We start from the raw sequence: 23,213 nt of genomic DNA, 5'->3' as shown, positions 1-23,213 counted from the left end.
TCCATGACCGTCCCCCCGCTCGATGTGATCGGCTTCGGCAACGCCATCGTCGACGTGATCTCCCGCTCCGAAGAGGCCTTCCTCGACCGCCACGGCATGCGCAAGGGCGGCATGACGCTGATCGACGAGGCGCGGGCCGAGGCGGTCTATGGCGCCATGGGGCCGGGGGTGGAGATATCGGGCGGCTCGGCCGCCAACACCATGGTCGGCATCGCCTCGCTGGGCGGGCGCGCCGGCTTCATCGGCAAGGTGCGCAATGACGAGCTGGGCGGCATCTTCGCCCATGACATCCGCGCCGCCGGCGTCGCCTACGCCACGCCCGCCGCCAGCGACGGCCCCGCCACCGCCCGCTGCCTCATCCTGGTGACGCCCGATGGGGAGCGCACCATGAACACCTATCTCGGTGCGGCGCAGGACCTTTCCCCCGCCGATGTCGACGAAGCCCTCGTGGCGAGCGCAAAGGTCACCTATCTCGAAGGCTATCTCTGGGACCCGCCGCCGGCCAAGGAAGCCTTCCTCAAGGCCGCCGGCATCGCCCATGCGGCCGGGCGCACCGTGTCGCTCACCCTGTCGGACGCCTTCTGCGTCGGGCGCTACCGGGCGGAGTTCCTGAAACTGCTGCGCGAGGGCACGGTCGACCTCGTCTTCGCCAATGAGGCGGAGCTGATGTCGCTCTACGAGACCGATTTCGACGCCGCGCTCGCCCAGCTGCGGCAGGACGCGCGCCACGCCGTCGTCACCCGCAGCGAGAAGGGCGCGCTGGCCGTTTCAGGGGGCGAACGCGTCGAGGTGCCGGCCTTCCCGGTGCCGAAGCTGGTGGACACCACAGGGGCGGGCGACCTGTTCGCCGCCGGCTATCTCCACGGTTTCGCCAGGGGTTTCGGTGCGGAGGAATGCCTGGCGCTCGGCGCGCTCTGCGCGGCCGAGATCATCAGCCATATCGGCGCCCGCCCGGAGCGGCCGCTGAAGGCCTATGCGGAAGAAAACGGCCTCGCCGTCTAGAGTGCGATCCGATCAGGTTGAACCAATCTGATCGGTAAATCGCCCTCTAATCCTAAGAGTGAGAACGCGTTCTCCAGGGCCTGCGCCCGACGAAAAAGAACAGGCCGGTGAGGGGCCGGCCTGCTTGAGTTGGGAAGTGCCCCTGCCCGAAGGCAGGGGAAACAGACGCGGTAAACGTCGCTCGTTCAGAAGTGGCGAGGTCAGAACTCGTCGCCGCCGCCGCCGAACCAGTCGTCACCGCCGCCACCGAAGAAGCCGCCATCATCGGCGCCCGCATCCGTCGGCTCGTCGGCAGCCGCCGGCTCTTCAGCCGGGGCCTCGGCGGGTGCTTCGGCCGCTTTGGCCTCGCCGCCGCCGAACATGCTGCCAATGGCGCTGCCGAGCAGCACGCCGCCCGCGACACCCATTGCGGTCTGCGCCGCGCCGGCCAGGAACCCGCCGCCGCCCGGACGGCCGAAGCCGCCCGGCTGCTGGGCCCCGGCGGCGCCCATCGGGCCCCCCATGGGCTGGCCGTCCTGCGCGGCGCCGGAGCGCCAGGCCGGCGACGCGCCGGCCGGGATGGCACTGCCCGCGCCCATCGGAGAAGCGGCGCGCGGCATGGAGGGAACGGAGCCGCGGCGCGCCGGCTCGCTGGAGCCGAACAGCCCACCGAACAGCCCGCCGCCACCGGCCGGTCGCGCGGTTTCCTGTGCCTGCTGCGCCTGCTGTTCCAGCGCCTCGATGCGGGCCTGCGCCTGCTGCAGCGCGTAGTCCTGCATGACGATGGTCTGCGCCATCAGATAGGGCGCGGCCGGCTGCTGGCCGACGCGCTGGGCGATGAAGCCTTCCGCGTCCGCGTCGCGCGGCCCGGACTGGCGCTCGGCCTCGGCGAGCTTGGCGAAGAGGCCGTCAATGGCCTGTCGGTCCTGGTCATTCATGGACGTGTTCCTTCGCTAAATGGTCGTCTCACTCCCGCTCGCCGGTCAGATTCAGCAGCAGCTGGAAGATGTTGATGAAGTTCAGGTAGAGCGAGAAGGCACCGAACACGGCGAGCTTCTGCTGCGATTCGGCGTCGAAATTGTCGGCGTACTGCTCCTTGATCGACTGGGTGTCCCAGGCGGTCAGGCCGACGAAGACGAGGATGCCGACCACGGAGACGATGAACTGAAGCATCGTCGAGCCGAGGAAGATGTTCACCACGCTGGCGATCACCACGCCGATCAGGCCCATGATCAGGAACGAGCCGAACTTCGAGAGGTCGCGCTTGGTGGTGTAGCCATAGAGGCTGGTGGCGCCGAACATGGTCGCGGCGATGAAGAAGGTGCGCGCGATCGAGGTTCCGGTGAACACCAGGAAGATGGACGCCATGGACAGGCCCATCACCGCGCAGAACGCCCAGAACATGGTCTGCGCGCTCGACGCCGACATCGACTGCATGCGGAACGAGAAGATCAGCACGAAGGCCAGCGGGGCCAGCATCACCACCCATTTCAGCGGGGAGGAGAAGATCGGCACATAGAGCGCCGGGGTGGTGCCGACGACGAAGGCCACCACGCCGGTCAGCACGAGGCCGAGCGCCATGTAATTGTAGACCCGCAGCATGTGGCGGCGCAGGCCTTCGTCATAGACGGCCTGGTCGACGCTCGCGGTGCGGGACCACTGGAAGCCGGAATTCGGCGTGTTCATGTCAGTCTCCTGATGAGAAGCATCTGGGGTCAGTAGAGCGACCGGGCAAGGCGCGCGGCCGCCCGGTCGAGATCATCGGAATCGGTAGCCGGATTCGTCTGGGCGACGAGGGCATAGGCCACCTCGCCAATCTGCCAGTAGGCGGCGGTGAGCTCGTCCTGCGGCACGGTGGTGGCCGGCACCACGTCGAAGCCGCCGGGCCGCACCGCGAAGAGCGAGGCGGTGCCGATGTCTCCGGCCCGCACGGTCATTTCCACGCTCGGGCCGAAGGTGGAGGGAAACACCTGCACATCCTCCACCTTCCAGCCTTCCGGCAATGCCGGCATGACGATGGCGGTGGCGGAAAGAATTTCCGCCGGGTCGTAATGGCTCGTGCCCGGCTGCGAGGGCATGCCGGCGCGCACGAGGGCGGTGCGGTGCGAGCGCACGGCGTCGTCCAGATAGGCCGGGCTCAGCCCCGAGGCGACGACGCGGCTCACGCCGAAATGGCCGAACTGCGCGTTCGCCATCCAGCCGGCACCCACCAGCATCGCCACCATGGCGGCAATGCGCAGGCGACGGGTCCAGCGCGCCCGCGACAGAGCGCCCTGCAGCCGACGCGCCGCTTCCACCGTGGCGAGCCGCGCCGCCGCCGTGGAGGCGGCGCGCGGCGTTTCGGCGAGCGCCAGGCGCAGCTCGTCGCGGATGCGCAGATCGCCCATCACCCGCGAGGCCGCCGCAGGGTTGGCACTCAGATAGGCCTCGACATCGATGCGGCGGGCGACGCTCAGCTGGTCGTCGACATAGGCCTGCAGGTCGTCGCCGGAGACGGGATCAACGGGACGGTTCATCCGTACCTCCTACGATTCGCAAATGGTTGGAGTCCCCCGCCGCCGTGCCGTCCTCCATGGCCCGCAGCGTGGCGCGGGCGCGCGACAGGCGGGACATCAGCGTACCCTGGGGTATGCCGAGCGTGGCGGCAGCCTCGGCATAGCCGAGCCCCTCGATGGCGACGAGATGCAGCACCGCCCGCTGCTCCTCCGGCAAGGCCATGAAGGCGTCGCGCACCTGCGCGAGGCGCAGGCGATGCTCCTGCACCGGCGGGGCGGTGGTGTCCGCGAGATCGAGGCTGTCGGCCTCGCGGCGGGCTTCGGCGATGCGCGAGCGGCGGCGGTCGATGAAGACATTGTGCAGCACCGACAGCAGCCAGCCGCGCAGCCCCGTGCCTTCCTGCCCCAAGCCTCGATGCTGTTGCCCCCCCTTGCCGGGCGCCGCACGGTCGGCGTCGAAGCTGCCGCGCCGCTCATAGGCGCGCACCAGCGCGTCATGAACCAGGTCTTCGGCTTCGATGTCGTCGCGCGTCAGGGTGCGCGCATAGCGCCGCATCACGCCGAGCTGGGCCGGCACGTCGAAGGAGGTCTCGTCGCGCTTCATGTTCCGTATACGGAGCCGTCGCCGTCTTTCATCCCGCCCTCGCCTGATTTTTTGTCGCGGCCCGCATAACGTAGCGGCAGGCACGGCGCTTTTCACAACAGCGAAAGCGCCCGCCCCCTCGTGCTGCATTGCACCCATGCAATCAGCTCGTAGCCCCCCTGCCGCCATCGCGCTTGTCGCGTTCGCCGGGCCGGGCCTAACTGGCCGAACCGACGGCACCGGCCGGCGGCTCAGCAGGAGGTACGAACGGTGCATCAGGCGACAGGCGACGGCTCCACCCAAGGCATCCTCCCGGCCCTCGCGGCGCAGGCGGAGGAACTCTCCGGGTGGCGTCGCACCCTGCATGCGATGCCGGAAACCGCCTTCGAGGAACATCGCACCTGCGCCTATGTGGCGGCGAAGCTGGAGAGCTTCGGTTTGCCGGTCCATCGCGGCCTCGCGGGCACCGGGCTGGTGGCGACACTGAAGGGACGAAATCCCGAAGGTCCCGCCATCGGCCTGCGCGCCGACATGGACGCGCTCGACATCCATGAGGCCACCAACCTGCCGTACCGTTCCGACACGCCGGGCAAGATGCACGCCTGCGGCCATGACGGCCACATGACCATGCTGCTCGCCGCCGCGCGGCATCTGGCCGAACATCCCGACTTCGCCGGCACCGTGCATTTCATCTTCCAGCCGGCGGAGGAGAATGAGGGCGGCGCAAAGGTGATGGTCGATCAGGGCCTGTTCGACCTCTTCCCCATGAAGGCGGTCTACGGCCTGCACAACTGGCCGAACGCGCCCTTCGGCTCCTTTCTCGGGCGCCCCGGCGCCATGTTCGCCGCCTTCGACATTTTCGAGGTGAAGGTGATCGGGCGCGGCGCCCACGCCGCCATGCCCCAGCGCGGCATCGACCCGGTGCTCACGGCGTCCCATATCGTCGCCCAGTTGCAGTCCATCGTCGCGCGCGCGGTGAACCCGCAGGAAGCGGCGGTCGTCACCGTCACCCAGATCCATGGCGGCGACACCTGGAACGTCATCCCCGACGAGGTGGTGCTGCGCGGCACGGTGCGGACCTTCGCACCCGCTATCCGCGATCTCGCGGAGGAGCGCTTCCGCGCCATTGTCGTGGGCGTCTGCGCCGCGCAGGGAGCAAAGGCCGAGATCCACTATGACAGGCGCTACCCTTCGCTGGTGAACCACCCGGCCGAATTCGGCCACGCGCTGGCGGCGGCGCATGCCACCGTGGGCGCGGCGGTCGATGCCGATTTCGAGCGCATCATGGCGGCGGAGGATTTCGCCTACATGCTGGAAGAAGTGCCCGGCGCCTATCTCTGCCTCGCCAGCGGGCCGGGGCCGAACCTGCACAACGCCGCCTATGATTTCAACGACGCGCTGCTGCCCGTCGGCGCCAGCTACTGGGTGAATCTCGTGCAGACCCTGCTCGGCCCGGCGACGCGCGGGTGACGGCTTGAGAGCGGGCGTGTCGTGACCTCCGGTTCTTCCTCCGCCCCACCCAATGGGCGCACGCCCTTCATCATCGGGCTCGGCGTCGCCCAGCTCTGCTCGTGGGGCAGCCTCTATTACAGCTTCCCGCAGATCGCGCAGGCCATGGGCGCGGATCTCGGATGGTCCAAGGCCGAGCTTTACGGCGCCGCCACGCTGGGGCTCGCTCTGGCCGGCCTCGCTGCCTATCCCGTCGGGGCGGCCATCGACCGTGGCCATGGACGGGCGATCATGGCGGGGGCCTCGCTGCTGGCCGGCGCACTTCTGGTTCTGTGGGCGCAGGTGGAGAGCCTGGCGCTGTTCTATGTCGCGGTGGCCGGCATCGGGGCGGTGCAGGCGGCGACGCTTTACGAGCCGGCCTTTGCCGTCGTCGCCCGGCGTGCCGGCCCGCTGCGCGCCCGCGCCGGCATCACGGCGCTCACTTTGTGGGGCGGGTTTTCCTCCACCGCCTTCATCCCGCTGATCCAGCTGCTGCTCGGCGCGGTCGGCTGGCGCGGCACGCTGCTGGTGCTCGGCGCGGTGAATATCCTCGTCTGCGCGACCGTGAATTTCCTCGCCGTCGATGCCCGGCGCGACCGGGCCACGCCCTACCCCGAAGCCCGTCGCCTGCCGGGCGCACCGCGCTCGGTGGTCGGGCAGGTGATCCGCCAGCCGGTGTTCTGGGCACTGGCCGTGGCCTTCACGGCCTACGCCGCCATGTTCTCCGGCTTCACCTTCCACATGTACCCGCTGCTGCTGGATCGCGGCTTCGACACGGCGACGGTGGTCAGCGCCCTCGCCCTCATCGGCCCGGCACAGGTCGGGGGGCGGGTTCTGGTGTCGCTGCTGGCGCCGCGCGCGCCGGTGCGGGTGGTGGGCGCGATCATCGTCGCGGTGTTCCCCCTCGCCTTTCTCGCGCTGGAACTGATCCCACCCGATTTCGCCTTCGTGGCGCTGTTTGCGCTTGCCTATGGCGCCGTGAACGGCATCATCACCATCGTGCGTGGGCTGGTGGTGCCGGAACTGCTGACCCGGCGCGCCTATGGCGCGGTCAACGGCGCATTGGCGGTGCCCGCCACCCTCTCCCGCGCGCTGGCCCCGGCGGGCATGGCCATGTTGTGGACCGCCACCGGCTCCTATGACGCCGTGCTGCTGGCGGTTGCCGCGCTTGCCGGCCTGCTGGCGCTGGGCTTCTGGTGCGCAGCGGCGATGGCGCAGCCGCTCGCGGAGGGGGATTAGCCCGCAAGGCCCATCGCGCCGTCATAGGTGAGCTTCAGCGAGATGAGGAACAGCGCGCCCATCACCAGCTTGAAGAACAGCGCCTCGGGCAGGCGCCTTGTGAGCCAGACGCCGACAAAGGTTGCCGCCACCGCCACCGGCATCAGCGCCGCCGTGACGGTCAGATTGGCCGGGTTGAGCTGGCCGAGCGCGGCATAGGGGATGAGCTTGATGGCGTTGATGGCCGCAAAAGCCAGCGTGGTGGTGCCGGCATAGACCATCTTCGGCAGGCGCTGCGGCACCACATACATCTGGTAGGGCGGCGCCCCGCCATGGCTGACGAAGCTGGTGAAGCCGGAGACCGCGCCCCAGAACAGCCCGCGCGGCAGGTCGGCCGGCCGCGCCACCTGCCCCGCCCCGCCGAGCCAGCGGATGAGGCAGAAGGCGAGGCCTATCACGCCGACGATCAACATCACCATCGCATCGGTGACGATGGTGGCGGTGGCCCAGCCGATGCCGATGCCGACCGTGGCGGCTGGAATGAGAATGGCGAGATTTCGCCCGGAAAACTCGCGGCGATACGCCCAGACGCCGAACATGTCGCTGACGACATAGACCGGCAGCAGCAGGCCGGCCGCCACCACCGGCGACATGAACAGCGCCATGGTCGGCACGGCGAGGGAGCCGATCATCGGCACGCCGCCCTTGCTCATGCCGACAAAGAAGGCGGCAACGCCGGCGGCGAGGACAAAGCCGAGATCGGGCACGAACATGAAGGCGGGAACCGGCGAAGGGGACGGAGGAGGGCGGTGCCCTCCTCCTTGCAACTGCGACAAAACGGCGATCCTGCAGCTTGACGAAGCAGCAGTTCATGCCGTCTGCGGTACAGCGATCAGGCCGCCTTGGCGCCGTCCAGACGCTTGGCCACCAAAGCACGCAGCGCATTGAGATCGCGGACGAATTGGCGGATGCCCTCGGAGAGCTTTTCCGTCGCCATCTGGTCCTCGTTGAGCGCAAAGCGGAAGCCGCGCTCGTCAAGATGCATCCGCTCCGGCGCGCCCTCGGTGTTCGCCGGGTCAAGCTTGCGCACCAGCGTGCCCTCGTCGGCGGCGAGCTGGTCGAGCAGCGAAGGGCCGATGGTCAGGCGGTCGCAGCCCGCCAGTGCCTCGATCTCGCCGGTGTTGCGGAACGAGGCGCCCATCACCACGGTCGGGATGCCGTGCTTCTTGTAGTAGGCGTAGATCTGCCGCACCGAGACGACGCCGGGGTCGGTCTCGGCGGTGAACGGGCCTTCGCCGGCCTTCACATGCCAGTCGAGAATGCGGCCGACGAAGGGCGAGATGAGGAACGCGCCCGCATCCGCCCCGGCCGCCGCCTGGGCGATCGAGAACAGCAGGGTCAGGTTGCAGTCGATGCCTTCCTTCTGGAGGATTTCCGCCGCGCGGATGCCTTCCCAGGTGGAGGCCAGCTTGATGAGGATGCGCTCGCGCCCGACGCCGCGCTCTTCATAGTGCTTGATGAAGGAACGCGCCTTGGCGAGCGAGGCCTGCGTGTCGAAGGAGAGGTCGGCATCCACTTCGGTGGAGACGCGGCCAGGGACGATTTTCGACAGCTCCGTGCCGAAATTCAGCGCCAGCCGGTCGCAGGTCGCCGAGACGACCGCGTCCGAGGTGCCGCCCTGCTTGGTGCCCCAGTCGAGGGCCTCGTCGACGAGGAAGGAATAGGCCTGCATTTCCGCCGCCTTGAGCAGCAGCGTGGGATTGGTCGTGCAGTCCTGCGGCTTCAGGCGGCGCACCGTCTCGATGTCGCCGGTGTCGGAAACGACGACCGTCATGGTACGCAGTTGGTCGAGCTTGGAGGGCATGGCGCTATCTCTCTTCTCGCGGGAAAGGACCCCCGTGGTCCTGTCCGCAGGCACGGAGCGACGGATCGGCTTCGTTGGACCACATTTGGGGCGCTGTCTTCAAGGTGCGCAAGCGATGACGCGCATGTGACATCGCTCTCAGACTGGCCTTGTCGCGGCTTCGCGAGAGGCGTAATTCTCCATCTGGTGTGCGGCTTGGGCCAGCGGGACCTTCCATGGACGACATTCACTACCGCGAATACAAAATCCTGCTCCGCCCGGAGCGCTTCTTCGATCCGCACCAGTTCGAGGTCTACTGGCACAAGCTGTGCCTGATCGCGCCCGAGTTCAAGGTCGAGCCGACGACGAACAAGGACGGCTTCAAGCGCCAGGTGCGCGAGGTGCTGTTCTACGACACGCCGGACTACGATCTTTATCGAAACGCCTTCATCCTGCGCAAACGCACCTTCTACACCGATGGCTGGCCCGAGCCGGAGCATGAGCTGACCCTCAAGTTCCGCCATCCGGAGCTGGCTGTCGCGGCGGCGGTTGATGTCGTGCCCCATCTCAGCGGTCACGCCGACATCAAGTTCAAGGAAGAACTGCTGCCGCTGAAGGACAGCCTAGGGGGCATGCGCTCGCTCTATTCGCATAATTGCGTGCTGCTCAGCCCCGGCCTGGTGCTGGACGCGGGGCTGGAGCGCATCACAACTGTGTTTCCGGAACTGGCCGACCACTGCCCGGCCGACAAGGCGGCGACAATCTCGCTGGTCAACAACCTCCCGGTCGAGGAAGTGCAGGTGAATGTCGGCTCGTTCGATTTCGGCCACGGGCTCACCGCCAAGGCGACCATCTCGGTCTGGCGCGACCGCGCCACGGAAAGCGCGATCATCGGCGAATTCGCCTTCCAGGCGAAATTCGACCGCTACGACGCGCTTCACGCCAAGGCCCGCGAGCGTTCAGAAGCTTTCTTCAAGGCGGCACAGACCCAAGCGCCGGAATGGGTGAAGCTGGGCGCCACCAAGACCGCGCTGGTCTATAATTTCGGCAAGCAGCTCGTGGCCAGCCACGAGGGCTGACGCCGGCCCCCTCACATCCGGGAACCGCCCCCGCCATGAGCTTTTCCGTGCCGCCTGCTCCCGGCGCCGCGCCCGACGCCGGGCTCCATGCCGGGGCGACCGCCGCCTATGCGGTGCCGCGCGGCGTGCGGCTGTGGGATATCTTCGTCACCTTCCTGTATATCGGCGCCATCAGCTTCGGGGGCGGCGTGGTCGCCTATCTCCGGGCCAGCCTGGTGCTGAAGAAAGGCTGGCTCGACGAGGAGCATTTCCTCTCGGCGCTGGAGATCGCCCAGGCGCTGCCCGGCCTCAACGCCACCAATTTGAGCATCATCGTCGGCGACCGTCTGCGCGGGGTGGCCGGCGCCATCGTCGCCTTTGCCGGCATGACGCTGCCCGGCGGCAGCATGGTGCTGGCGCTCGGCGTCGCCTATGCCGCCAACGCCCATAACCCCTATGTCAACGCTGCGCTGGTCGGGGTGGGCGCGGCGGCCGTCGGCATGCTCTCGGCGGTGACGCTGCAGATCGGCCACAAGCAGCTCGGCCAGATGCTGAACGTCGCCATCATCGCCGCGACGGTGCTGATGGTGAGCTTCCTGCACATTTCGCTGGTCTGGGTGCTGCTGACCGTCGGGCCGGTGGCGGTGTTCCTGTTCCGCCCGCGCAGGGGCGGTACGGGCGAGGGCGATGCTGACGAGGGCGAAGGGAAAGCCCCATGAACGAGAACCTATCGGTCCTCGGCGTCTTCTCGCTGCTGTCGATCCTGGCGGTTGGCGGCGGCGCCGCCGTGTTGCCGGAAACCAAGGCGCTGGTGGTAGAAACCCATCACTGGCTGACCGACGACCAGTTCCGCGACATTTACGGCCTCGGCCAGGTGGTGCCCGGGCCGAACATGCTGATGGTCATCGTCATCGGCTACCACGTCACCGGCTTTCTCGGCGCGCTGATGGCGTTTGTCGGCTTCTTCCTGCCGGCGGGGGCCATCTCCTGGGCGGCGTCGCGGGTCTGGGACCATTTCGAGGGCTCGCCCTGGCGCCGCTCGCTGCAGCAAGGGTTGGCGCCGCTGGTTGTCGGGCTGATGGCGTCGGGCACCATCTCCATCGCCCGCACGGCGATCGACGGCACGCTGACCATCATCATCGCCTTCGCCGTGTTCGCCGGGGTCTACTGCGTGAAGAAGGTGAACCCGGCGCTCCTGGTGCTCGGCGGCGGGCTGGTGGGCCTCGCTTTGCTCAGCGGCACGGGGGCGGGCATGCCCCCGCCCTGACGGCCCGTCGCCGCCCGCCCCTACCCCCGGCGTTCGGGCAGATAGGGGCTGACCGCATGGGCAAGACCCGGCGCGGTCAGGCTCTGCAGCCACACCTTGCCGGGGCCGGAGAGCCGCACGAGAAACAGCCCGTCCCCGCCGAACAGCGCGTTGCGCACCCCGCGCATCGTCGTCATCTCGAAGGACACGCTCTCCTCGAACATTCCGACATGGCCGGGATGGACGAGCAATTGCTGGCCCGGCTGAAGCTCATAGGTGACGAGCTCGCCGCTCAGCTCGACAAAGGCGCTGGCGTGGCCGGCGAGCTTCTGCAGGATGAAGCCCTCACCGCCGAACACCGCCCCGCCCAGCGTCTGCTGGAAGGCGGTCGTCACCTCGATGCCCGGCGAGCCGCACACGAAGCCGTGGCGATGCACGAGATAGCCGCGCCCAGGCTCCACCGCGATTTCCACGAAGCTTCCCGGCAGCTTGGCGGCGAAGGCGACATTGCCCGGCCCGCGCTGGGCGTGAAACTCGGTCATGAACAGCCCGCCACCCGAGACCGCCCGGCTCATCAGCCCGAGCAGGCCGCCCGCCCCGCCGCCGGCGGTGGAGGTGTTCAGTGCGATGTCGCCGGACATCCAGGACAGCTGGTCGGGCACGCCGACGATCCGGTCGCCGGCATCGAGCTGGAGTTCGAGAACGGGCAGGGTGGTGCCGATGATCTTCGAGCGCATGGAAGGTCTCCGGGTGGCGCGGCCACGCGGCGAGGCGCGGTCAACGGGGGGGCATGGCACCGAGTTTAAGCGGCACGAGGCGCGCTGTCGCCCGCCACGCCGCTCACGCAACAAATTTTCCTTTGCTGCATGGGGTTACGGCTGGTGCGGGGCAAGGCCCGTGCTATCGTGCCTCGTTTTCGCCATCTTTCCCCTGGGAGTGCTTCATGCGTAATCCCTACATCTCGTCCGTTCTCGCGCTGCTGCGCCGGGCGGTGTTCGCCGCTGCCCTGGCCTTCGCTGCCTTCACCGGCGTGGGCCTGGCCTCCGGCACGGCCGAGGCCGGCGTCGCCACGCCCGGCCTTGCCACGCCGTCGGCCGTTGCCGCCGACATCCTCGCCCCCTCGACGTCGCTCACCGAGAATGTGCGGTGGGTCTGCGGCCCTTGGCGCTGCGGCTGGCGCCCGAACTGGAACAATTGGTACGTGCCCCCCTATGCCCGCGGCTGGGGCCCGCCGCTGCGTCCGAACTGCTTCTGGCGTCGCGGCTGGGGTGGTGGCTGGGTGCATGTCTGCCCCTGACGCGCCTCTGACGCATCTGCCTAATGTCGAGGAAGGGCGCATTTCCTGCGCCCTTTTTCGTATCCCTCGTGCCCTACCTCCCCTTTCCTGACGGCCGGCTTCAGTCCCGCGCGCTCAGCTCGCGCTCGCCGCGATGCACGGTGAGTTCACCCGGGCGCCCGGCGCCGCGCCGGCGATACACGCTCGGCCGGCGGTGCTTGAGCGCGCCCCGGCGTGCCCGCCGCCCGCGCACCTCACCGATGGTGAGACGGCCGATCATCGCATAGGCCGGCCGGCGGCTACCGTCCGCCTCGCTGACCAGCATCGGCAGGCCGAGCGCCTCGCTCCAGCCACGCCATTCCGCCACCACATCGTTGATATGGGGCGCACTGTAGAGCGTCACCGACAGTGCCGGGTCTTCATGCGCCAGCACGATGGCGACGCCGTCGCTGTCCCCGTCCGGGTCGAGCAGTTCCACGGCGAGGCCCTGATAGGCGGCGAGCGGGCGCGCCGCCCTCATCGGCACGCCGGCAACGCGGCGGCGCAGCACCACGTGGTGACGACCGAGCTCGACCTGCCGCACGCGGTCATCGGCGCCCGGATCGGGCGTTTCGAACCGGAGCGGCCAGCCCTCCGGCACCGTGGGGCGCACAAGCGCCACGTAGTCGCAGGCGGCTGAAAGCCAGGCCGCGCGCTTCTCTGCTTCCATCTTCTGTTGACGCATCACGCATCTCCCCGCCGATCTTCTGGCTCTGTGGCCTCGGTCGTAGGGACACCCTAGTTGCGGGCGGTTGCCGGCCCGCTTAAGGGACATGGTTGACCGTTTCTTCTCAGCGGGGAATGGCTCCTATGCTTGATGAAAGCTTGTCGGAATGGCTCGCAATGCCGATATCGCGTTTGCAATCCTCGCCTCTCCCGCGTACTCCCCGCCGATGGAACCCATGCCAAGCGTTGCCGCCAACCTGCCTCCCGCCGATCCTCTCGCCGACCCTGCGGTTGCGGCCCGGCATCTGGCCGAAGCGGTGGTCGCGGCGGGCGCGGTGGCGGTGGAGATGTTCCGTGCCGGCGTGAAAAGCTGGTCCAAGCACAACGATTCTCCCGTCACCGAAGCCGACCTCGCCGTCGATGTGATGCTGCGCGAGCGGCTTAGCCTGGTCGGGCCGGACTATGGCTGGCTGTCGGAGGAGACGGTGGACGAGCCCTCGCGCCTGTCGCGCCGCCGGGTGTGGATCGTCGATCCCATCGACGGCACCCGCGCCTATATGGCCGGGCGCGCCGACTGGTGCGTCGAGGCCGCGCTGGTGGAGGATGGCCGCCCCATTGCCGGCGCCCTTTTCGCTCCCGTCACCGACGAGCTTTTTATTGCCGTGCTGGGCGGCGGCGCGACGCGCAACGGCCAGCCGATCCATGTCTCCACCACCCGTGCGCTGGACGGCGCGGTGATCGACGGCCCGGCCCCTTGGCTCGCCCATCTCGACCGGGCGGGCAGCTGGCGGCGGGTCGATCGCATCCGTTCGCTGGCGCTGCGGCTCGCCCGCGTCGCCACCGGCGAGCTCGACGCGGCGCTGGCCTCTCCCAACGGCAATGATTGGGACCTTGCCGCCGCGGACCTTTTGGTGCACGAAGCAGGCGGACGGCTGACCACGCTCGACAGTCGTCCGCTCGCCTATAACGCGCCGGTGCCGCGGCATGGGGCGCTGGTTTCCGCCGGCAGCCTGCTGCATCCGGCCCTCGTGGCTGTGGCGCGCTGACGACCCACGAGCACAGGACGCGACCGGAATGCCCGAGACCACCAGTCCCCAGCTTCTGCACCTCGTCTTCGGCGGCGAGCTGGAGAAGATCGACGGCCTCACCTTCAAGGATCTCGACGCGCTCGACATCGTCGGCGTCTACCCGAACTACGCCACCGCGCATGTGGCGTGGAAGGCGAAGGCGCAGCAGACGGTCGACCAGGCGCAGACGCGCTATTTCATCGTGCACCTCCATCGCCTGCTGGACCCGGAAGCCAGCGCGAAGACCAGCTGACCGCCGGCATTTCGCATGTGGCGTCGACTGCGCACCTCACCGACGGTCCGCACCGTTCTCGGGCGCGGTATGGCGTCCTATCTTCGCCTTGTGTGGCGCACCCAGCGCGTGGTGATGGAGCCGGCCAATCTGTATGAGCTGGCCGACGCCCAGCTGCCGATGATCCTCACCTTCTGGCACGGCCAGCATTTCCTCACCCCTTTCCTGGTGCGCCCCTACCACCGCGCCAAGGTGATGATCTCGCGCAGCGCGGATGCCGATGTGAACGCCATCGCCGCCGAGGCGCTCGGCATCGGGGCGGTGCGCGGCTCGGGCGCGCAGGGGCGCGATTTCCGCACCAAGGGCGGGTTTAACGCTACGCTGGAGATGATCCGCCATTTGGGCGAGGGCACCAATGTGGCGATGACCGCCGACGTGCCGAAGATCTCGCGCATCGCCGGCCTCGGCGTCGTCACCATTGCCAAGCATTCGGGCCGGCCGATCTACCCGGTCGCCATCGCCACCTCGCGGCGCATCATCGCCCGCAGCTGGGACAAATCGGCCATCCACCTGCCGTTTGGCCGTGCGGCGGTCGTCGCCGGCGATGGCGTGCGGGTCGCCGCCGATGCCGGCCCGGAAGAACTTGAGGCCGCGCGGCGCGAAGTGCAGCGCCAGCTGGAGGTCGCCACCGCCCGCGCCGAGGAACTGGTCGGCCGTCCCGAGGAGGCGAGGGCGCTCGCCCGCAAGGGCGCCGTCGAGGCCCCGGCCACTGCCGCGCGGACCGGAGATACCGCGCCCGCTCCTTCCCGCAACGGCTGACGCGCCATGGCCCGCGCCCGCTCCCCCTTTCTCGTGCGCCTCTACCGGGCGGCGACCTGGCTGGCGACGCCCTTTATCGGCCTTCTGCTTGCGCGCCGGCTGAAGCGCGGCAAGGAAGACGGCGCGCGGCTGACGGAACGCTATGGCCGGCCCAGCGCGCCGCGCCCGCGCGGGCCGCTGGTGTGGGTGCACGGTGCCAGCGTCGGCGAGATGATCGCCGTGCTGCCGCTGATCGAGCGGTTGCGCGGGCGGGGCTTTCGCGTGCTGTTCACGTCAGGCACGCTGACCTCGGCGCGGCTCGCCCAGGCGCGGCTGCCGCCCGATGTGCCGCACCAGTTCGTGCCGCTGGATTCGCCGCTGTTCCTGCGCCGCTTTCTCAAGCACTGGCGGCCGGACCTCGTGCTCCTGGTGGAATCCGAATTGTGGCCGAACCTCATTATGGAGGTGAACGCCCGTTCGACGCCGCTGGTTCTGGTCAATGCGCGGATGTCGCCATCCTCCTTCGCCAGCTGGCGGCGCGTCCACGGCAGCGTGTCGGCACTGCTGGCGCGGGTCGATCTGTGCCTGGCGCAGGGGCCGGAAGATGGCGAGCGCCTGCGCCAGCTCGGCGCGCCGCGTGTCACCGTGACCGGCAACCTCAAATTCGACGCCCCCCCGCCCCCGGTCGACATCGCCGCCTTCGACGCGCTGCGGCTGGCGACGGCCGGGCGCGTGGTGTTCGTCGCCGCCTCCACCCATCCGGGCGAGGAGGAAATCGTCATCGAGGCGCATCAGCGCCTCTCCAAGGAACTGCCGAACCTGCTCACCGTCATCGCCCCGCGCCATCCCGAGCGCGGCACGGCGGTGGTGCAGCTGGCGACGGCGGCGGGCTGCCCGGCGGTGCTGCGCAGCGACGGCTACCAGCCCGACAAGGGCACCGCCATCTACGTCGCCGACACGATCGGCGAGCTCGGCCTGTTCTACCGCCTCGGCCCGGTGGCGCTGCTCGGGGGCTCGCTGGTGCGCAAGGGCGGGCAGAACCCCATCGAGCCGATCAAGCTCGACACGGCGATCCTGCACGGGCCGCACGTGACCAATTTCAGCGCGCTCTATGCCCGGCTCGACGAGGCCGGTGGCGCCGGGCAGGCAAGCGACGGGCGCTCGCTGGCGGCCGCCGTCTACATGCTGCTGGCGGACGGGGCCTCGCGGCAGACAATGATCGCAGCGGCGCAGGTCACGGTGGAGAGCTTCGGCGGCGCGCTGGAGCGCACGCTGGGCGCCATCGATCCCTATCTGGTACAGATCAGGCTGGAGAGGCACTGAGCGGAATGCAGGCACCGCAGTTCTGGTGGCGTCGGGAACGCGGGCGGCTGGCGCAGCTGTTGGCACCGCTCGGCGCGCTGGTGGGCGGGGCGACGCTCGCCCGCATGCGCCGGCCCGGCATGAGCGTCGGCGTGCCCGTCATCTGCGTCGGCAATCCCACGGTGGGCGGGGCCGGAAAGACGCCGACCGTGATCGAAATCGCCCGCCGTCTCACCCTGCGCGGCCATAAGCCGGCGGTTCTCACACGCGGCTATGGCGGCCGGCTGAAGGGCCCCCAGCGCGTCGACCCGCTGCTGCACGGCGCCGACGAGGTGGGCGACGAGCCCTTGCTACTGGCCCGCAGCACACCGACCTTCATCGCCCGCGACCGGCTGGCCGGCGCCCAGGCGGCGGCACAGGCGGGCGCCGACGTGCTCATCATGGATGACGGCTTCCAGAACCCGGCGCTGGCCAAGTCGCTGTCGATCCTCGTCATCGATGCGGGGGTCGGCATCGGCAACGGGCTGTGCCTGCCGGCGGGGCCCTTGCGCGCGCCGCTCGCCCCCCAGCTGGAACGGGCGCAGGCACTGCTCGTCATCGGCGAGGGCGCGCCGGGCGAGCGTGCCGCGCGCGAAGGCTATGCGGCCGGCATCGTGGTGCTGCGCGGAAGGCTGGCGCCGGAAGCGCAGGCGGTGGCGCGGCTGTTCGGCAAGCGCGTTCTCGCCTATGCCGGCATCGGCCGGCCCGCCAAGTTCTTCGAGACACTGCGCACGCTCGGCGTGCTGACAGTGGCGACGCGGGCCTTTCCCGACCACCATGTCTATACCGCCGCCGAGGTCGAGGAACTGCGCGCGCAGGCGCAAGCGATGGACCTGCTGCTCGTCACCACCGAGAAGGACGCCATGCGCCTTGCCGGCAGCGAAACAGGCCAGCCGCTGATCGAGGTGTCGGACGTGCTGCCGGTGCGAATGGCGCTGGAGCCGCAGAGCGCCAAGGCGCTGGAGCGCATGCTGGGCGGGCTGGAGGCCGGCCCACGCGACCATTGAAACTCAGCCGGGCTTGAGCCTGTCGGGATAGAGCCGCGCCAGCACCGCCTGCGGGGTGGCATAGGCTTCCTGCAGGTCCACGCTCCAATAACGCAGTTCGTCGAGCGGGATCGCCTCGCCGGTGACGGCACAGCGCACGAACGTGCCGGGACGCACGACGCGGAAGTCGCCGTCGAGGTAGCGCACTTCGGCTTCACCCGAGGCGGAAAATCGTTCGAAGCGGTTCATGGCCCGCTCCTCCTGTCGGTTCGGTTGGCGCAACAATAAAGACCCGGCAGGGGGTCCGGCAAGCCTGTTGCCACGACATGGCGCGCGACGCTGCCGTCATGTGTCGAACAAGGTGGGTTGGCGAGGCTCGTCCGGCAAGGGTGCCGCACGTGCCTTGGCTGCACGTGCCTTCGTTGGCCGCGACGGGGAAGGGGGCACGTCCGGACCGCTGGCCATCGCCTGCACCGCCACACGGCCGTCGCGGAATTCGATCTCCAGCGCGTCGCCCGCCGTGATGCCGGCCGCCGCATGCACGGGCGCGCCGGCGCTGTCGCGGACAAGAGCGTAGCCGCGCGCGAGCACCCCCTTGTAGGACAGCGCGGTGAGCAGCTTGGCGGCGCCGTCGAGCCGCCCGGCCCGCTCGATCGCCTGCTGGCGCTGGCAGCGGCGCAGCCGTTCCCGCGCGTTCTCCAGCCGGTCGCGGCCGCGCTCCCGCCGGTCCCGCAGCGACTGGGCGATGAGGCGAAGGCGCGACTCGGCGCGCGTGAGAAGCAGCCGGTGGCGGGCGGTATTGGCCGTCAGTTCGCGCGGCAGCCGTGCGGCCACGACGCCGACCCGCTCGCGCCGGCGGGTGAGAGCGGCGACCAAAACCTGCGGTGACAGGCGGCTGCGCACGCCCGTGAGAGCGAGCCGGTGCGCGCTCGCATTGGCCTTCAGCGCGCGCGGCAGGCGCTGGCCAGCGATATCGAGGCGCTGGCGCGGTAAAGCGAGCACGGCATCGGCACTTGGCAGCAGGCGGGCTAGGCCGCGCAAATCGCTGCGCCTCCGGTCCAGTTCGCGCGCGAACGAGGCGCGCAGCCGCGCGTGCAGTTGCGCCACCTCCGCAACGAGGTCGGCGCGCACCGGCACCGCCATTTCGGCCGCCGCCGTCGGGGTGGGCGCGCGCAGATCGGCGGCGAAGTCGATCAGCGTCACGTCGGTCTCATGGCCGACGGCGGAGATCAGCGGGATGGCGCTTTCCGCCGCCGCGCGCACTACGCTCTCCTCGGAAAAGCCGAGTAGGTCTTCCAGGGAACCGCCGCCGCGCGCGACGATGAGCACGTCCGGGCGGGGGATCGACCCGCCGGTGGCAAGGGTCAGGCCCCCAGCAGGGATGGAATTGAAGCCGCGAATGGCCGCGCTCACCTCAGCCCCCGCCGTGTCGCCCTGCACCCGCACCGGCCACACCAGCACGGGACGCGGGAAACGGTCGGCCAGCCGGTGGAGAATGTCGCGGATCACCGCCCCGGTGGGCGAGGTGACGACGCCGATGACGGCCGGCAGGAAGGGGGGGCGGCGCTTGCGCTCGGCCGCGAACAGCCCCTCGGCGGCGAGGCGGTTCTTGCGCTCCTCCAGCATCGCCATGATGGCGCCGGCGCCGGCGAATTCCAGCTGCTCGATGACGATCTGATAGGAGGATTTGCCGGGAAAGGTGGTGATGCGGCCGATGGCGACCACTTCCAGCCCCTCTTCCGGCCGCAGCTTCAGCCGGCCGAACACGCCCTTCCACACCACGGCGTCGAGCCGGGCGTTCTGGTCCTTCAGGCTGAAATAGGCGTGGCCCGACGAGTGCGGCCCGCGATAGCCGGAGATCTCGCCGCGCACCCGGACGTGGCCGAAGGAATCTTCCACCGTGCGCTTGAGCGCGCCGGAGAGTTCCGAGACGGTCCAGTCGGCGGCGTTGGAGACGGGCGATTCGGGCGGTGCGTCGGGCATGCCCGAGTGATAGTCGGATTCGGGACGGGCGGGAACGGGGGCGGGCCGGTCACCCCTGCGAGCGCCGTCATCCTGAGGTGCGAGCGAGCGAGCCTCGAAGGATGGTCGTTCGGCGCCCCCATGACATCCTTCGGGGCCCGGCCATTGGCCGGACACCTCAGGATGACGGTGTTCCCTGGCGGCGCGGGAAGTGCGCCCCACCTTGATCCCCGCCCTTGCCCGGCTTAGGTTGCGCCGCCTTTTCAAGCCAACCGCCGGCCTTTCCCGATGATTGATCCTGCCCTGCCCCCGCACATGCGCCCGGACAATTCCTTCCAGGGCCTCATTCTCGCGCTCCACGCCTTCTGGGCGGACAAGGGCTGCGTGGTGCTGCAGCCCTATGACATGGAAGTCGGCGCCGGGACCTTCCACCCCGCCACCACGCTGCGCGCGCTCGGTCCGTTGCCGTGGAAGGCGGCCTATGTGCAGCCCTCGCGCCGGCCCAAGGATGGGCGCTACGGAAAGAACCCCAATCGGCTGCAGCATTATTACCAGTACCAGGTGATCCTGAAGCCTTCCCCGGCCGATCTGCAGGACCTCTATCTCGCCTCGCTGTCGGCTATCGGCATCGACCTGAACCTGCACGATGTGCGCTTTGTCGAGGACGATTGGGAAAGCCCGACGCTGGGCGCCTGGGGGCTGGGCTGGGAGTGCTGGTGCGACGGGATGGAAGTCTCGCAATTCACCTATTTCCAGCAGGTAGCCGGCTTTGAATGCGCGCCCGTCGCGGGCGAGCTGACCTATGGGCTGGAACGCCTTGCCATGTATGTGCAGGGGGTCGAGAACGTCTACGACCTCAATTTCAACGGCCGCGAGGGTGACGAGAAGGTCACCTATGGCGACGTGTTCCTGCAGGCGGAAGAGGAATATTCCCGGCACAATTTCGAGCATGCCGACACCAGAATGCTGTTCGAGCAGTTCAAGATGGCCGAAAGCGCAGCAGCGAAATATCTCGAAGCGGGCTGGGAAGATGGCACAAAGGCCCGCCATCTGATGGCGCAGCCGGCCTATGACCAGTGCATCAAGGCCAGCCACGTCTTCAACCTGCTCGACGCGCGCGGGGTGATCTCTGTCACCGAGCGGCAGAGCTATATTCTGCGGGTGCGCGAGCTTGCCAAGGCATGCGGCGCCGCCTGGCTGGCGACCGCGGCGGGCGGCACGCCTGCTCCCTGACCCGGCCTTCCCGGCCGGGAGCGCCTCCGGCCGCACGCAGTGAAGTCTCGCGTGCGGCTTTCCTGAACGGACGCCTCCCCTCCTGCGGCCCGACGTGCTAGGGCCTGCAGCGACCTTCCCGCAAGGGCGCACGCCGCAAGGCACCGCCCGCCAGCCGACGTGACGCAGCGCCATGCCTGATCTTCTGCTCGAACTGTTCTGCGAAGAAATTCCTGCCCGCATGCAGGCCGGCGCGGCGGAGAGTCTGCGCAAGCTCGTCACCGATGCGCTGGTCGAGCGCGGCCTGGTCTATGAGGGGGCAAAGGCATTCGTCACCCCGCGCCGGCTGGCGCTGGCCGTGCACGGCCTGCCCGCCCAGCAGCCGGATACCCATGAGGAACGCAAGGGCCCGCGCGTCGGCGCGCCGCAGCCCGCAATCGACGGCTTCCTGAAAGCCGCCGGCCTCACCTCCATCGAGCAGGCCAGCATCGAGAGCGACCCGAAGAAGGGCGAGTTCTATATCGCGCGGCTGCACAAGCATGGCCGCGCCACGCCGGAGGTGATCGCGGAGATCCTGCCCGCCGTGATCCGCGCCTTCCCCTGGCCGAAGTCGATGCGCTGGGGCAAGGGCTCCACCAGCCCGACCACGCTGCGCTGGGTGCGGCCGCTGCAGTCGATCCTGTGCACCTTCGGCCCGGAGACCGAGGAGCCGGAGATCGTCGCCTTCGAGGTCGACGGCATCCGCTCGGGCGACACCACGCGCGGCCACCGCTTCCTTTCGGAGGGCACGATCCGCGTGCGCCGGCTGGAAGACTGGATGGCCAAGTTGGAAGCCGCCTTCGTCGTGGTCGACCGCGAGCGCCGCAAGGACATCATCCTCGCCGACGCAAAGGACCTCGCTTTGGCGCAGGGTCTTGAGCTGGTGGAGGATGCCGGCCTTCTCGAGGAGATCGCCGGGCTGGTGGAATGGCCCGTGGTGCTGATGGGGTCGTTCGACCCGGCCTTTCTCGACGTGCCGGACGAGGTGGTGCGCGCCACCATCCGCATCAACCAGAAATGCTTCGTCTTGAGGGACCCCGCCACCGGGCGCCTCGCCAACAAATTCGTGCTGGTGTCGAACCTTGCCGCCAGCGATGGCGGCCGGCAGATCATCGCCGGAAACGAGCGCGTCATCCGCGCCCGGCTGTCGGACGCCAAATTCTTCTGGGAGACCGACCAGAAGACCAACGCCACCGTGCCGCTGGAAGACCGGCTGGAAAAATTCGGCAACGTCACCTTCCACGAAAAGCTCGGCTCGCAGCTGGAGCGCATCAAGCGCATCGCCGCGCTGGCGAAGGCGCTCGCGCCCATCGTCGGCGCCGACCCGGAGCTGGCCGAGCAGGCCGCGCTCTACGCCAAGAGCGACCTGCGCACCGAAGTGGTGGGCGAGTTCCCCGAGGTGCAAGGGCTGATGGGCCGGTACTATGCCCGGCTGGAGGGCCTGCCCGAGGAAATCGCCGCCGCCGCGGAAGAACACTACAAGCCGCAGGGCCCGACCGACCGCGTGCCCACTGCGCCGGTGTCCGTCGCCGTGGCGCTGGCCGACAAGCTCGACACGCTTGCCGGATTTTGGGCCATCGACGAGAAGCCGACGGGATCGAAAGATCCGTATGCCCTACGCCGTGCGGCGCTCGGAGTGGTGCGGATCAGTTTGGATAATTCTCTTCCCCTTAAACTGGCGCCAGTCTTGAAGGTTGCCGTGGAGCAGTCTTCGAGAGCCACTCTTGAGGTCGCCAAAGCATCGGGCGGGTCGGTCGGCGGCGGAAGAGCTACTAGAATTGTCGAAGGTTGGGGGGCAACGGATGTCGACGTTATCGACCTGCTCTCCTTCTTCGCCGACCGCCTGAAGGTCCACCTGCGCGAGGCCGGCGCCCGCCACGACCTCGTCGATGCCGTCTTCGCCCTCCCCGATCAGGACGACCTCCTGCTCGTGGTGAAGCGGGTCGAGGCGCTGGGGCGATTCCTCTCGACCGAGGACGGCAAGAACCTGCTCGCCGGCACCAAGCGCGCGGCGAATATCCTGCGCATCGAGGAGAAGAAGGACGGCGTCGCCTATGAGGGCGGCGTCGATGTAGTGCTGCTGCACGAGCCGGAGGAGCACGCGCTGGCGGAATCCATCGCCGCGCTCGGCCCGCAGATCGAGCAGGCGCTGGCGCGTGAGGATTTCGAGGCCGCCATGGCGCTGCTGGCCGGGCTTCGCGCCCCGGTCGACGCCTTCTTCGAGAAGGTGACGGTGAACGCGGACGACCCGGCGCTGCGGGTCAACCGCCTGCGCCTGCTTGCCGACATCCGCGCCGCCACCCGCACCATCGCCGATTTCGACCGCATCGAGGGGTAGGGCGGCCCTGCCGGAACATCGTCATCCCGGAACGGCCGCCAGGCCGTATCCGGGATCGCGCCCCCCGTCCGCCAATGGCCCCCACTTGCCCCGGCGGACAAGCGGAACCATCCGGCGCGCGGCGGCTTATGTCGTTACCATTCAGCGGAGCGTCTCATGGACATCAACATCATCGCCATCCAGCCGATCGTCGCGCTGATCGCCGGCATCCTCATCCTCGTGATGCCGCGCCTGCTCGCCTACATCGTCGCCATCTATCTGATTTTCATCGGCGTTTCGGGCCTGCTTGGCACGGGCGGGCTCGAAAATCTCGGCCAGCGGCTCGGCATCTAGCCCCCTTTCTGC

25 protein-coding genes are annotated in these 23,213 nt (G+C 69.0%); 15 read left to right on the top strand and 10 right to left on the bottom strand.

Annotation, left to right across the window (positions count from 1 at the left end; translation table 11 throughout):
* Positions 1 to 3: 3 nt before the first annotated feature.
* Complete coding sequence (locus tag EV667_RS00540; protein ID WP_131833399.1) at positions 4 to 1,002, top strand: adenosine kinase; 999 nt, start codon at positions 4 to 6, stop codon at positions 1,000 to 1,002.
* Positions 1,003 to 1,202: 200 nt separating this feature from the next.
* Here EV667_RS00540 and EV667_RS00535 read toward each other — a convergent pair whose 3' ends face one another.
* From EV667_RS00535 to EV667_RS00520, 4 genes are read right to left on the bottom strand one after another with little or no spacing between them, the layout of a single operon-like run.
* Positions 1,203 to 1,919: a DUF2076 domain-containing protein gene (locus EV667_RS00535; RefSeq protein WP_131833398.1), complete on the bottom strand. Its 717-nt coding sequence runs from the start codon at positions 1,917 to 1,919 to the stop codon at positions 1,203 to 1,205.
* 28 nt (positions 1,920 to 1,947) lie between these two features.
* A complete protein-coding gene (locus EV667_RS00530) occupies positions 1,948 to 2,667 on the bottom strand; it encodes a Bax inhibitor-1/YccA family protein (RefSeq protein WP_131833397.1) in 720 nt (239 codons plus the stop codon).
* 29 nt (positions 2,668 to 2,696) lie between these two features.
* A complete protein-coding gene (locus tag EV667_RS00525) occupies positions 2,697 to 3,497 on the bottom strand; it encodes an anti-sigma factor family protein (RefSeq protein WP_131833396.1) in 801 nt (266 codons plus the stop codon).
* Positions 3,481 to 4,080: a sigma-70 family RNA polymerase sigma factor gene (locus tag EV667_RS00520; RefSeq protein WP_131833395.1), complete on the bottom strand. Its 600-nt coding sequence runs from the start codon at positions 4,078 to 4,080 to the stop codon at positions 3,481 to 3,483. The genes EV667_RS00525 and EV667_RS00520 overlap by 17 nt, the downstream gene beginning before the upstream one ends.
* A 249-nt stretch (positions 4,081 to 4,329) precedes the next feature.
* On the opposite strand from EV667_RS00520, the gene EV667_RS00515 reads away from it, so the two are divergent.
* Together EV667_RS00515 and EV667_RS00510 are read left to right on the top strand one after the other, a co-directional pair.
* Positions 4,330 to 5,529 (top strand): M20 aminoacylase family protein, encoded by a 1,200-nt coding sequence (locus EV667_RS00515; protein ID WP_131833394.1) that lies wholly within the window; start codon positions 4,330 to 4,332, stop codon positions 5,527 to 5,529.
* Between the two features lie 21 nt (positions 5,530 to 5,550).
* Positions 5,551 to 6,786: an MFS transporter gene (locus tag EV667_RS00510; protein WP_131833393.1), complete on the top strand. Its 1,236-nt coding sequence runs from the start codon at positions 5,551 to 5,553 to the stop codon at positions 6,784 to 6,786.
* Here EV667_RS00510 and EV667_RS00505 read toward each other — a convergent pair.
* Positions 6,783 to 7,538, bottom strand: a complete 756-nt coding sequence (locus EV667_RS00505) for a sulfite exporter TauE/SafE family protein (protein ID WP_131833392.1) — start codon at positions 7,536 to 7,538, stop codon at positions 6,783 to 6,785. The genes EV667_RS00510 and EV667_RS00505 overlap by 4 nt on opposite strands.
* Before the next feature lie 119 nt (positions 7,539 to 7,657).
* Positions 7,658 to 8,629 carry a transaldolase gene (gene tal, locus EV667_RS00500; protein ID WP_131833391.1) on the bottom strand — a complete coding sequence of 324 codons (972 nt, stop codon included), beginning with the start codon at positions 8,627 to 8,629 and terminating at the stop codon, positions 7,658 to 7,660.
* Positions 8,630 to 8,844: 215 nt separating this feature from the next.
* Here tal and EV667_RS00495 point away from each other — a divergent pair, with 215 nt between their 5' ends.
* The 3 genes from EV667_RS00495 to EV667_RS00485 are packed head-to-tail and all read left to right on the top strand — an operon-like array spanning position 8,845 to position 10,933.
* Positions 8,845 to 9,687 carry a hypothetical protein gene (locus tag EV667_RS00495; RefSeq protein WP_131833390.1) on the top strand — a complete coding sequence of 281 codons (843 nt, stop codon included), beginning with the start codon at positions 8,845 to 8,847 and terminating at the stop codon, positions 9,685 to 9,687.
* 35 nt (positions 9,688 to 9,722) lie between these two features.
* A complete protein-coding gene (locus EV667_RS00490) occupies positions 9,723 to 10,385 on the top strand; it encodes a chromate transporter (RefSeq protein WP_131833389.1) in 663 nt (220 codons plus the stop codon).
* Entirely contained in the window at positions 10,382 to 10,933 is a 552-nt protein-coding gene (locus EV667_RS00485) for a chromate transporter (RefSeq protein ID WP_131833388.1), read from the top strand. Before EV667_RS00490 ends, EV667_RS00485 begins: the two co-directional genes overlap by 4 nt.
* A gap of 20 nt (positions 10,934 to 10,953) precedes the next feature.
* On the opposite strand, the gene EV667_RS00480 is transcribed toward EV667_RS00485, so the two are convergent.
* Positions 10,954 to 11,649 carry a TIGR00266 family protein gene (locus tag EV667_RS00480; RefSeq protein ID WP_131833387.1) on the bottom strand — a complete coding sequence of 232 codons (696 nt, stop codon included), beginning with the start codon at positions 11,647 to 11,649 and terminating at the stop codon, positions 10,954 to 10,956.
* A gap of 206 nt (positions 11,650 to 11,855) precedes the next feature.
* Here EV667_RS00480 and EV667_RS00475 point away from each other — a divergent pair, with 206 nt between their 5' ends.
* Positions 11,856 to 12,209 (top strand): hypothetical protein, encoded by a 354-nt coding sequence (locus tag EV667_RS00475; RefSeq protein ID WP_131833386.1) that lies wholly within the window; start codon positions 11,856 to 11,858, stop codon positions 12,207 to 12,209.
* A 100-nt stretch (positions 12,210 to 12,309) separates the two neighbouring features.
* On the opposite strand, the gene EV667_RS00470 is transcribed toward EV667_RS00475, so the two are convergent.
* Positions 12,310 to 12,912 carry a DUF6101 family protein gene (locus EV667_RS00470; RefSeq protein ID WP_207907651.1) on the bottom strand — a complete coding sequence of 201 codons (603 nt, stop codon included), beginning with the start codon at positions 12,910 to 12,912 and terminating at the stop codon, positions 12,310 to 12,312.
* Positions 12,913 to 13,129: 217 nt separating this feature from the next.
* Between EV667_RS00470 and EV667_RS00465 the strand changes: the two genes are divergently transcribed.
* The 5 genes from EV667_RS00465 to lpxK all read left to right on the top strand — a co-directional run bounded on the left by EV667_RS00465 (position 13,130) and on the right by lpxK (position 17,338).
* Positions 13,130 to 13,939 (top strand): 3'(2'),5'-bisphosphate nucleotidase CysQ, encoded by an 810-nt coding sequence (locus EV667_RS00465; protein WP_131833385.1) that lies wholly within the window; start codon positions 13,130 to 13,132, stop codon positions 13,937 to 13,939.
* A gap of 28 nt (positions 13,940 to 13,967) precedes the next feature.
* On the top strand, positions 13,968 to 14,213 hold the full coding sequence (locus EV667_RS00460) for a DUF4170 domain-containing protein (protein WP_131833384.1): 246 nt from the start codon (positions 13,968 to 13,970) through the stop codon (positions 14,211 to 14,213).
* Positions 14,214 to 14,282: 69 nt separating this feature from the next.
* Positions 14,283 to 15,011, top strand: a complete 729-nt coding sequence (locus EV667_RS00455) for a lysophospholipid acyltransferase family protein (RefSeq protein ID WP_245515918.1) — start codon at positions 14,283 to 14,285, stop codon at positions 15,009 to 15,011.
* Between the two features lie 6 nt (positions 15,012 to 15,017).
* A complete protein-coding gene (locus EV667_RS00450) occupies positions 15,018 to 16,313 on the top strand; it encodes a 3-deoxy-D-manno-octulosonic acid transferase (protein WP_131833382.1) in 1,296 nt (431 codons plus the stop codon).
* A gap of 5 nt (positions 16,314 to 16,318) precedes the next feature.
* Positions 16,319 to 17,338, top strand: coding sequence for a tetraacyldisaccharide 4'-kinase (gene lpxK / locus EV667_RS00445; RefSeq protein WP_245515917.1), 1,020 nt, complete (start codon positions 16,319 to 16,321; stop codon positions 17,336 to 17,338).
* A 3-nt stretch (positions 17,339 to 17,341) separates the two neighbouring features.
* On the opposite strand, the gene EV667_RS00440 is transcribed toward lpxK, so the two are convergent.
* Together EV667_RS00440 and xseA are read right to left on the bottom strand one after the other, a co-directional pair.
* Positions 17,342 to 17,566: a DUF2093 domain-containing protein gene (locus EV667_RS00440; protein WP_131833381.1), complete on the bottom strand. Its 225-nt coding sequence runs from the start codon at positions 17,564 to 17,566 to the stop codon at positions 17,342 to 17,344.
* Between the two features lie 96 nt (positions 17,567 to 17,662).
* A complete protein-coding gene (gene xseA, locus EV667_RS00435) occupies positions 17,663 to 19,300 on the bottom strand; it encodes an exodeoxyribonuclease VII large subunit (RefSeq protein ID WP_131833380.1) in 1,638 nt (545 codons plus the stop codon).
* A gap of 267 nt (positions 19,301 to 19,567) precedes the next feature.
* On the opposite strand from xseA, the gene EV667_RS00430 reads away from it, so the two are divergent.
* From EV667_RS00430 to EV667_RS00420, 3 genes are all read left to right on the top strand, one after another.
* Positions 19,568 to 20,512 (top strand): glycine--tRNA ligase subunit alpha, encoded by a 945-nt coding sequence (locus tag EV667_RS00430; RefSeq protein ID WP_131833379.1) that lies wholly within the window; start codon positions 19,568 to 19,570, stop codon positions 20,510 to 20,512.
* 172 nt (positions 20,513 to 20,684) lie between these two features.
* The gene (gene glyS / locus EV667_RS00425; RefSeq protein WP_131833378.1) at positions 20,685 to 22,868 is read left to right on the top strand and encodes a glycine--tRNA ligase subunit beta; all 2,184 of its coding nucleotides are present in this window, start codon (positions 20,685 to 20,687) and stop codon (positions 22,866 to 22,868) included.
* 156 nt (positions 22,869 to 23,024) lie between these two features.
* On the top strand, positions 23,025 to 23,201 hold the full coding sequence (locus EV667_RS00420) for a DUF3096 domain-containing protein (RefSeq protein ID WP_131833377.1): 177 nt from the start codon (positions 23,025 to 23,027) through the stop codon (positions 23,199 to 23,201).
* Positions 23,202 to 23,213: the final 12 nt, after the last annotated feature.

It is taken from the genome of Ancylobacter aquaticus (genome assembly GCF_004339465.1).
Taxonomy (GTDB): domain Bacteria; phylum Pseudomonadota; class Alphaproteobacteria; order Rhizobiales; family Xanthobacteraceae; genus Ancylobacter; species Ancylobacter aquaticus.
The sequence above is the reverse complement of the archived record's forward strand: the minus strand, read 5'-3'. Positions and strand labels throughout refer to the sequence as shown.

Excerpts from the sequence above, each read along its gene's own strand:
- EV667_RS00540 (WP_131833399.1), top strand. The coding sequence starts at position 4 with ATGACCGTCCCCCCGCTCGATGTGATCGGCTTCGGCAACGCCATCGTC.
- EV667_RS00535 (WP_131833398.1), bottom strand. The coding sequence starts at position 1,919 with ATGAATGACCAGGACCGACAGGCCATTGACGGCCTCTTCGCCAAGCTC.
- EV667_RS00530 (WP_131833397.1), bottom strand. The coding sequence starts at position 2,667 with ATGAACACGCCGAATTCCGGCTTCCAGTGGTCCCGCACCGCGAGCGTC.
- EV667_RS00525 (WP_131833396.1), bottom strand. The coding sequence starts at position 3,497 with ATGAACCGTCCCGTTGATCCCGTCTCCGGCGACGACCTGCAGGCCTAT.
- EV667_RS00520 (WP_131833395.1), bottom strand. The coding sequence starts at position 4,080 with ATGAAGCGCGACGAGACCTCCTTCGACGTGCCGGCCCAGCTCGGCGTG.
- EV667_RS00505 (WP_131833392.1), bottom strand. The coding sequence starts at position 7,538 with ATGTTCGTGCCCGATCTCGGCTTTGTCCTCGCCGCCGGCGTTGCCGCC.
- tal (WP_131833391.1), bottom strand. The coding sequence starts at position 8,629 with ATGCCCTCCAAGCTCGACCAACTGCGTACCATGACGGTCGTCGTTTCC.
- EV667_RS00495 (WP_131833390.1), top strand. The coding sequence starts at position 8,845 with ATGGACGACATTCACTACCGCGAATACAAAATCCTGCTCCGCCCGGAG.
- EV667_RS00490 (WP_131833389.1), top strand. The coding sequence starts at position 9,723 with ATGAGCTTTTCCGTGCCGCCTGCTCCCGGCGCCGCGCCCGACGCCGGG.
- EV667_RS00485 (WP_131833388.1), top strand. The coding sequence starts at position 10,382 with ATGAACGAGAACCTATCGGTCCTCGGCGTCTTCTCGCTGCTGTCGATC.
- EV667_RS00480 (WP_131833387.1), bottom strand. The coding sequence starts at position 11,649 with ATGCGCTCGAAGATCATCGGCACCACCCTGCCCGTTCTCGAACTCCAG.
- EV667_RS00475 (WP_131833386.1), top strand. The coding sequence starts at position 11,856 with ATGCGTAATCCCTACATCTCGTCCGTTCTCGCGCTGCTGCGCCGGGCG.
- EV667_RS00470 (WP_207907651.1), bottom strand. The coding sequence starts at position 12,912 with ATGCGTCAACAGAAGATGGAAGCAGAGAAGCGCGCGGCCTGGCTTTCA.
- EV667_RS00465 (WP_131833385.1), top strand. The coding sequence starts at position 13,130 with ATGCCAAGCGTTGCCGCCAACCTGCCTCCCGCCGATCCTCTCGCCGAC.
- EV667_RS00460 (WP_131833384.1), top strand. The coding sequence starts at position 13,968 with ATGCCCGAGACCACCAGTCCCCAGCTTCTGCACCTCGTCTTCGGCGGC.
- EV667_RS00455 (WP_245515918.1), top strand. The coding sequence starts at position 14,283 with ATGGCGTCCTATCTTCGCCTTGTGTGGCGCACCCAGCGCGTGGTGATG.
- EV667_RS00450 (WP_131833382.1), top strand. The coding sequence starts at position 15,018 with ATGGCCCGCGCCCGCTCCCCCTTTCTCGTGCGCCTCTACCGGGCGGCG.
- lpxK (WP_245515917.1), top strand. The coding sequence starts at position 16,319 with ATGCAGGCACCGCAGTTCTGGTGGCGTCGGGAACGCGGGCGGCTGGCG.
- EV667_RS00440 (WP_131833381.1), bottom strand. The coding sequence starts at position 17,566 with ATGAACCGCTTCGAACGATTTTCCGCCTCGGGTGAAGCCGAAGTGCGC.
- xseA (WP_131833380.1), bottom strand. The coding sequence starts at position 19,300 with ATGCCCGACGCACCGCCCGAATCGCCCGTCTCCAACGCCGCCGACTGG.
- EV667_RS00430 (WP_131833379.1), top strand. The coding sequence starts at position 19,568 with ATGATTGATCCTGCCCTGCCCCCGCACATGCGCCCGGACAATTCCTTC.
- glyS (WP_131833378.1), top strand. The coding sequence starts at position 20,685 with ATGCCTGATCTTCTGCTCGAACTGTTCTGCGAAGAAATTCCTGCCCGC.
- EV667_RS00420 (WP_131833377.1), top strand. The coding sequence starts at position 23,025 with ATGGACATCAACATCATCGCCATCCAGCCGATCGTCGCGCTGATCGCC.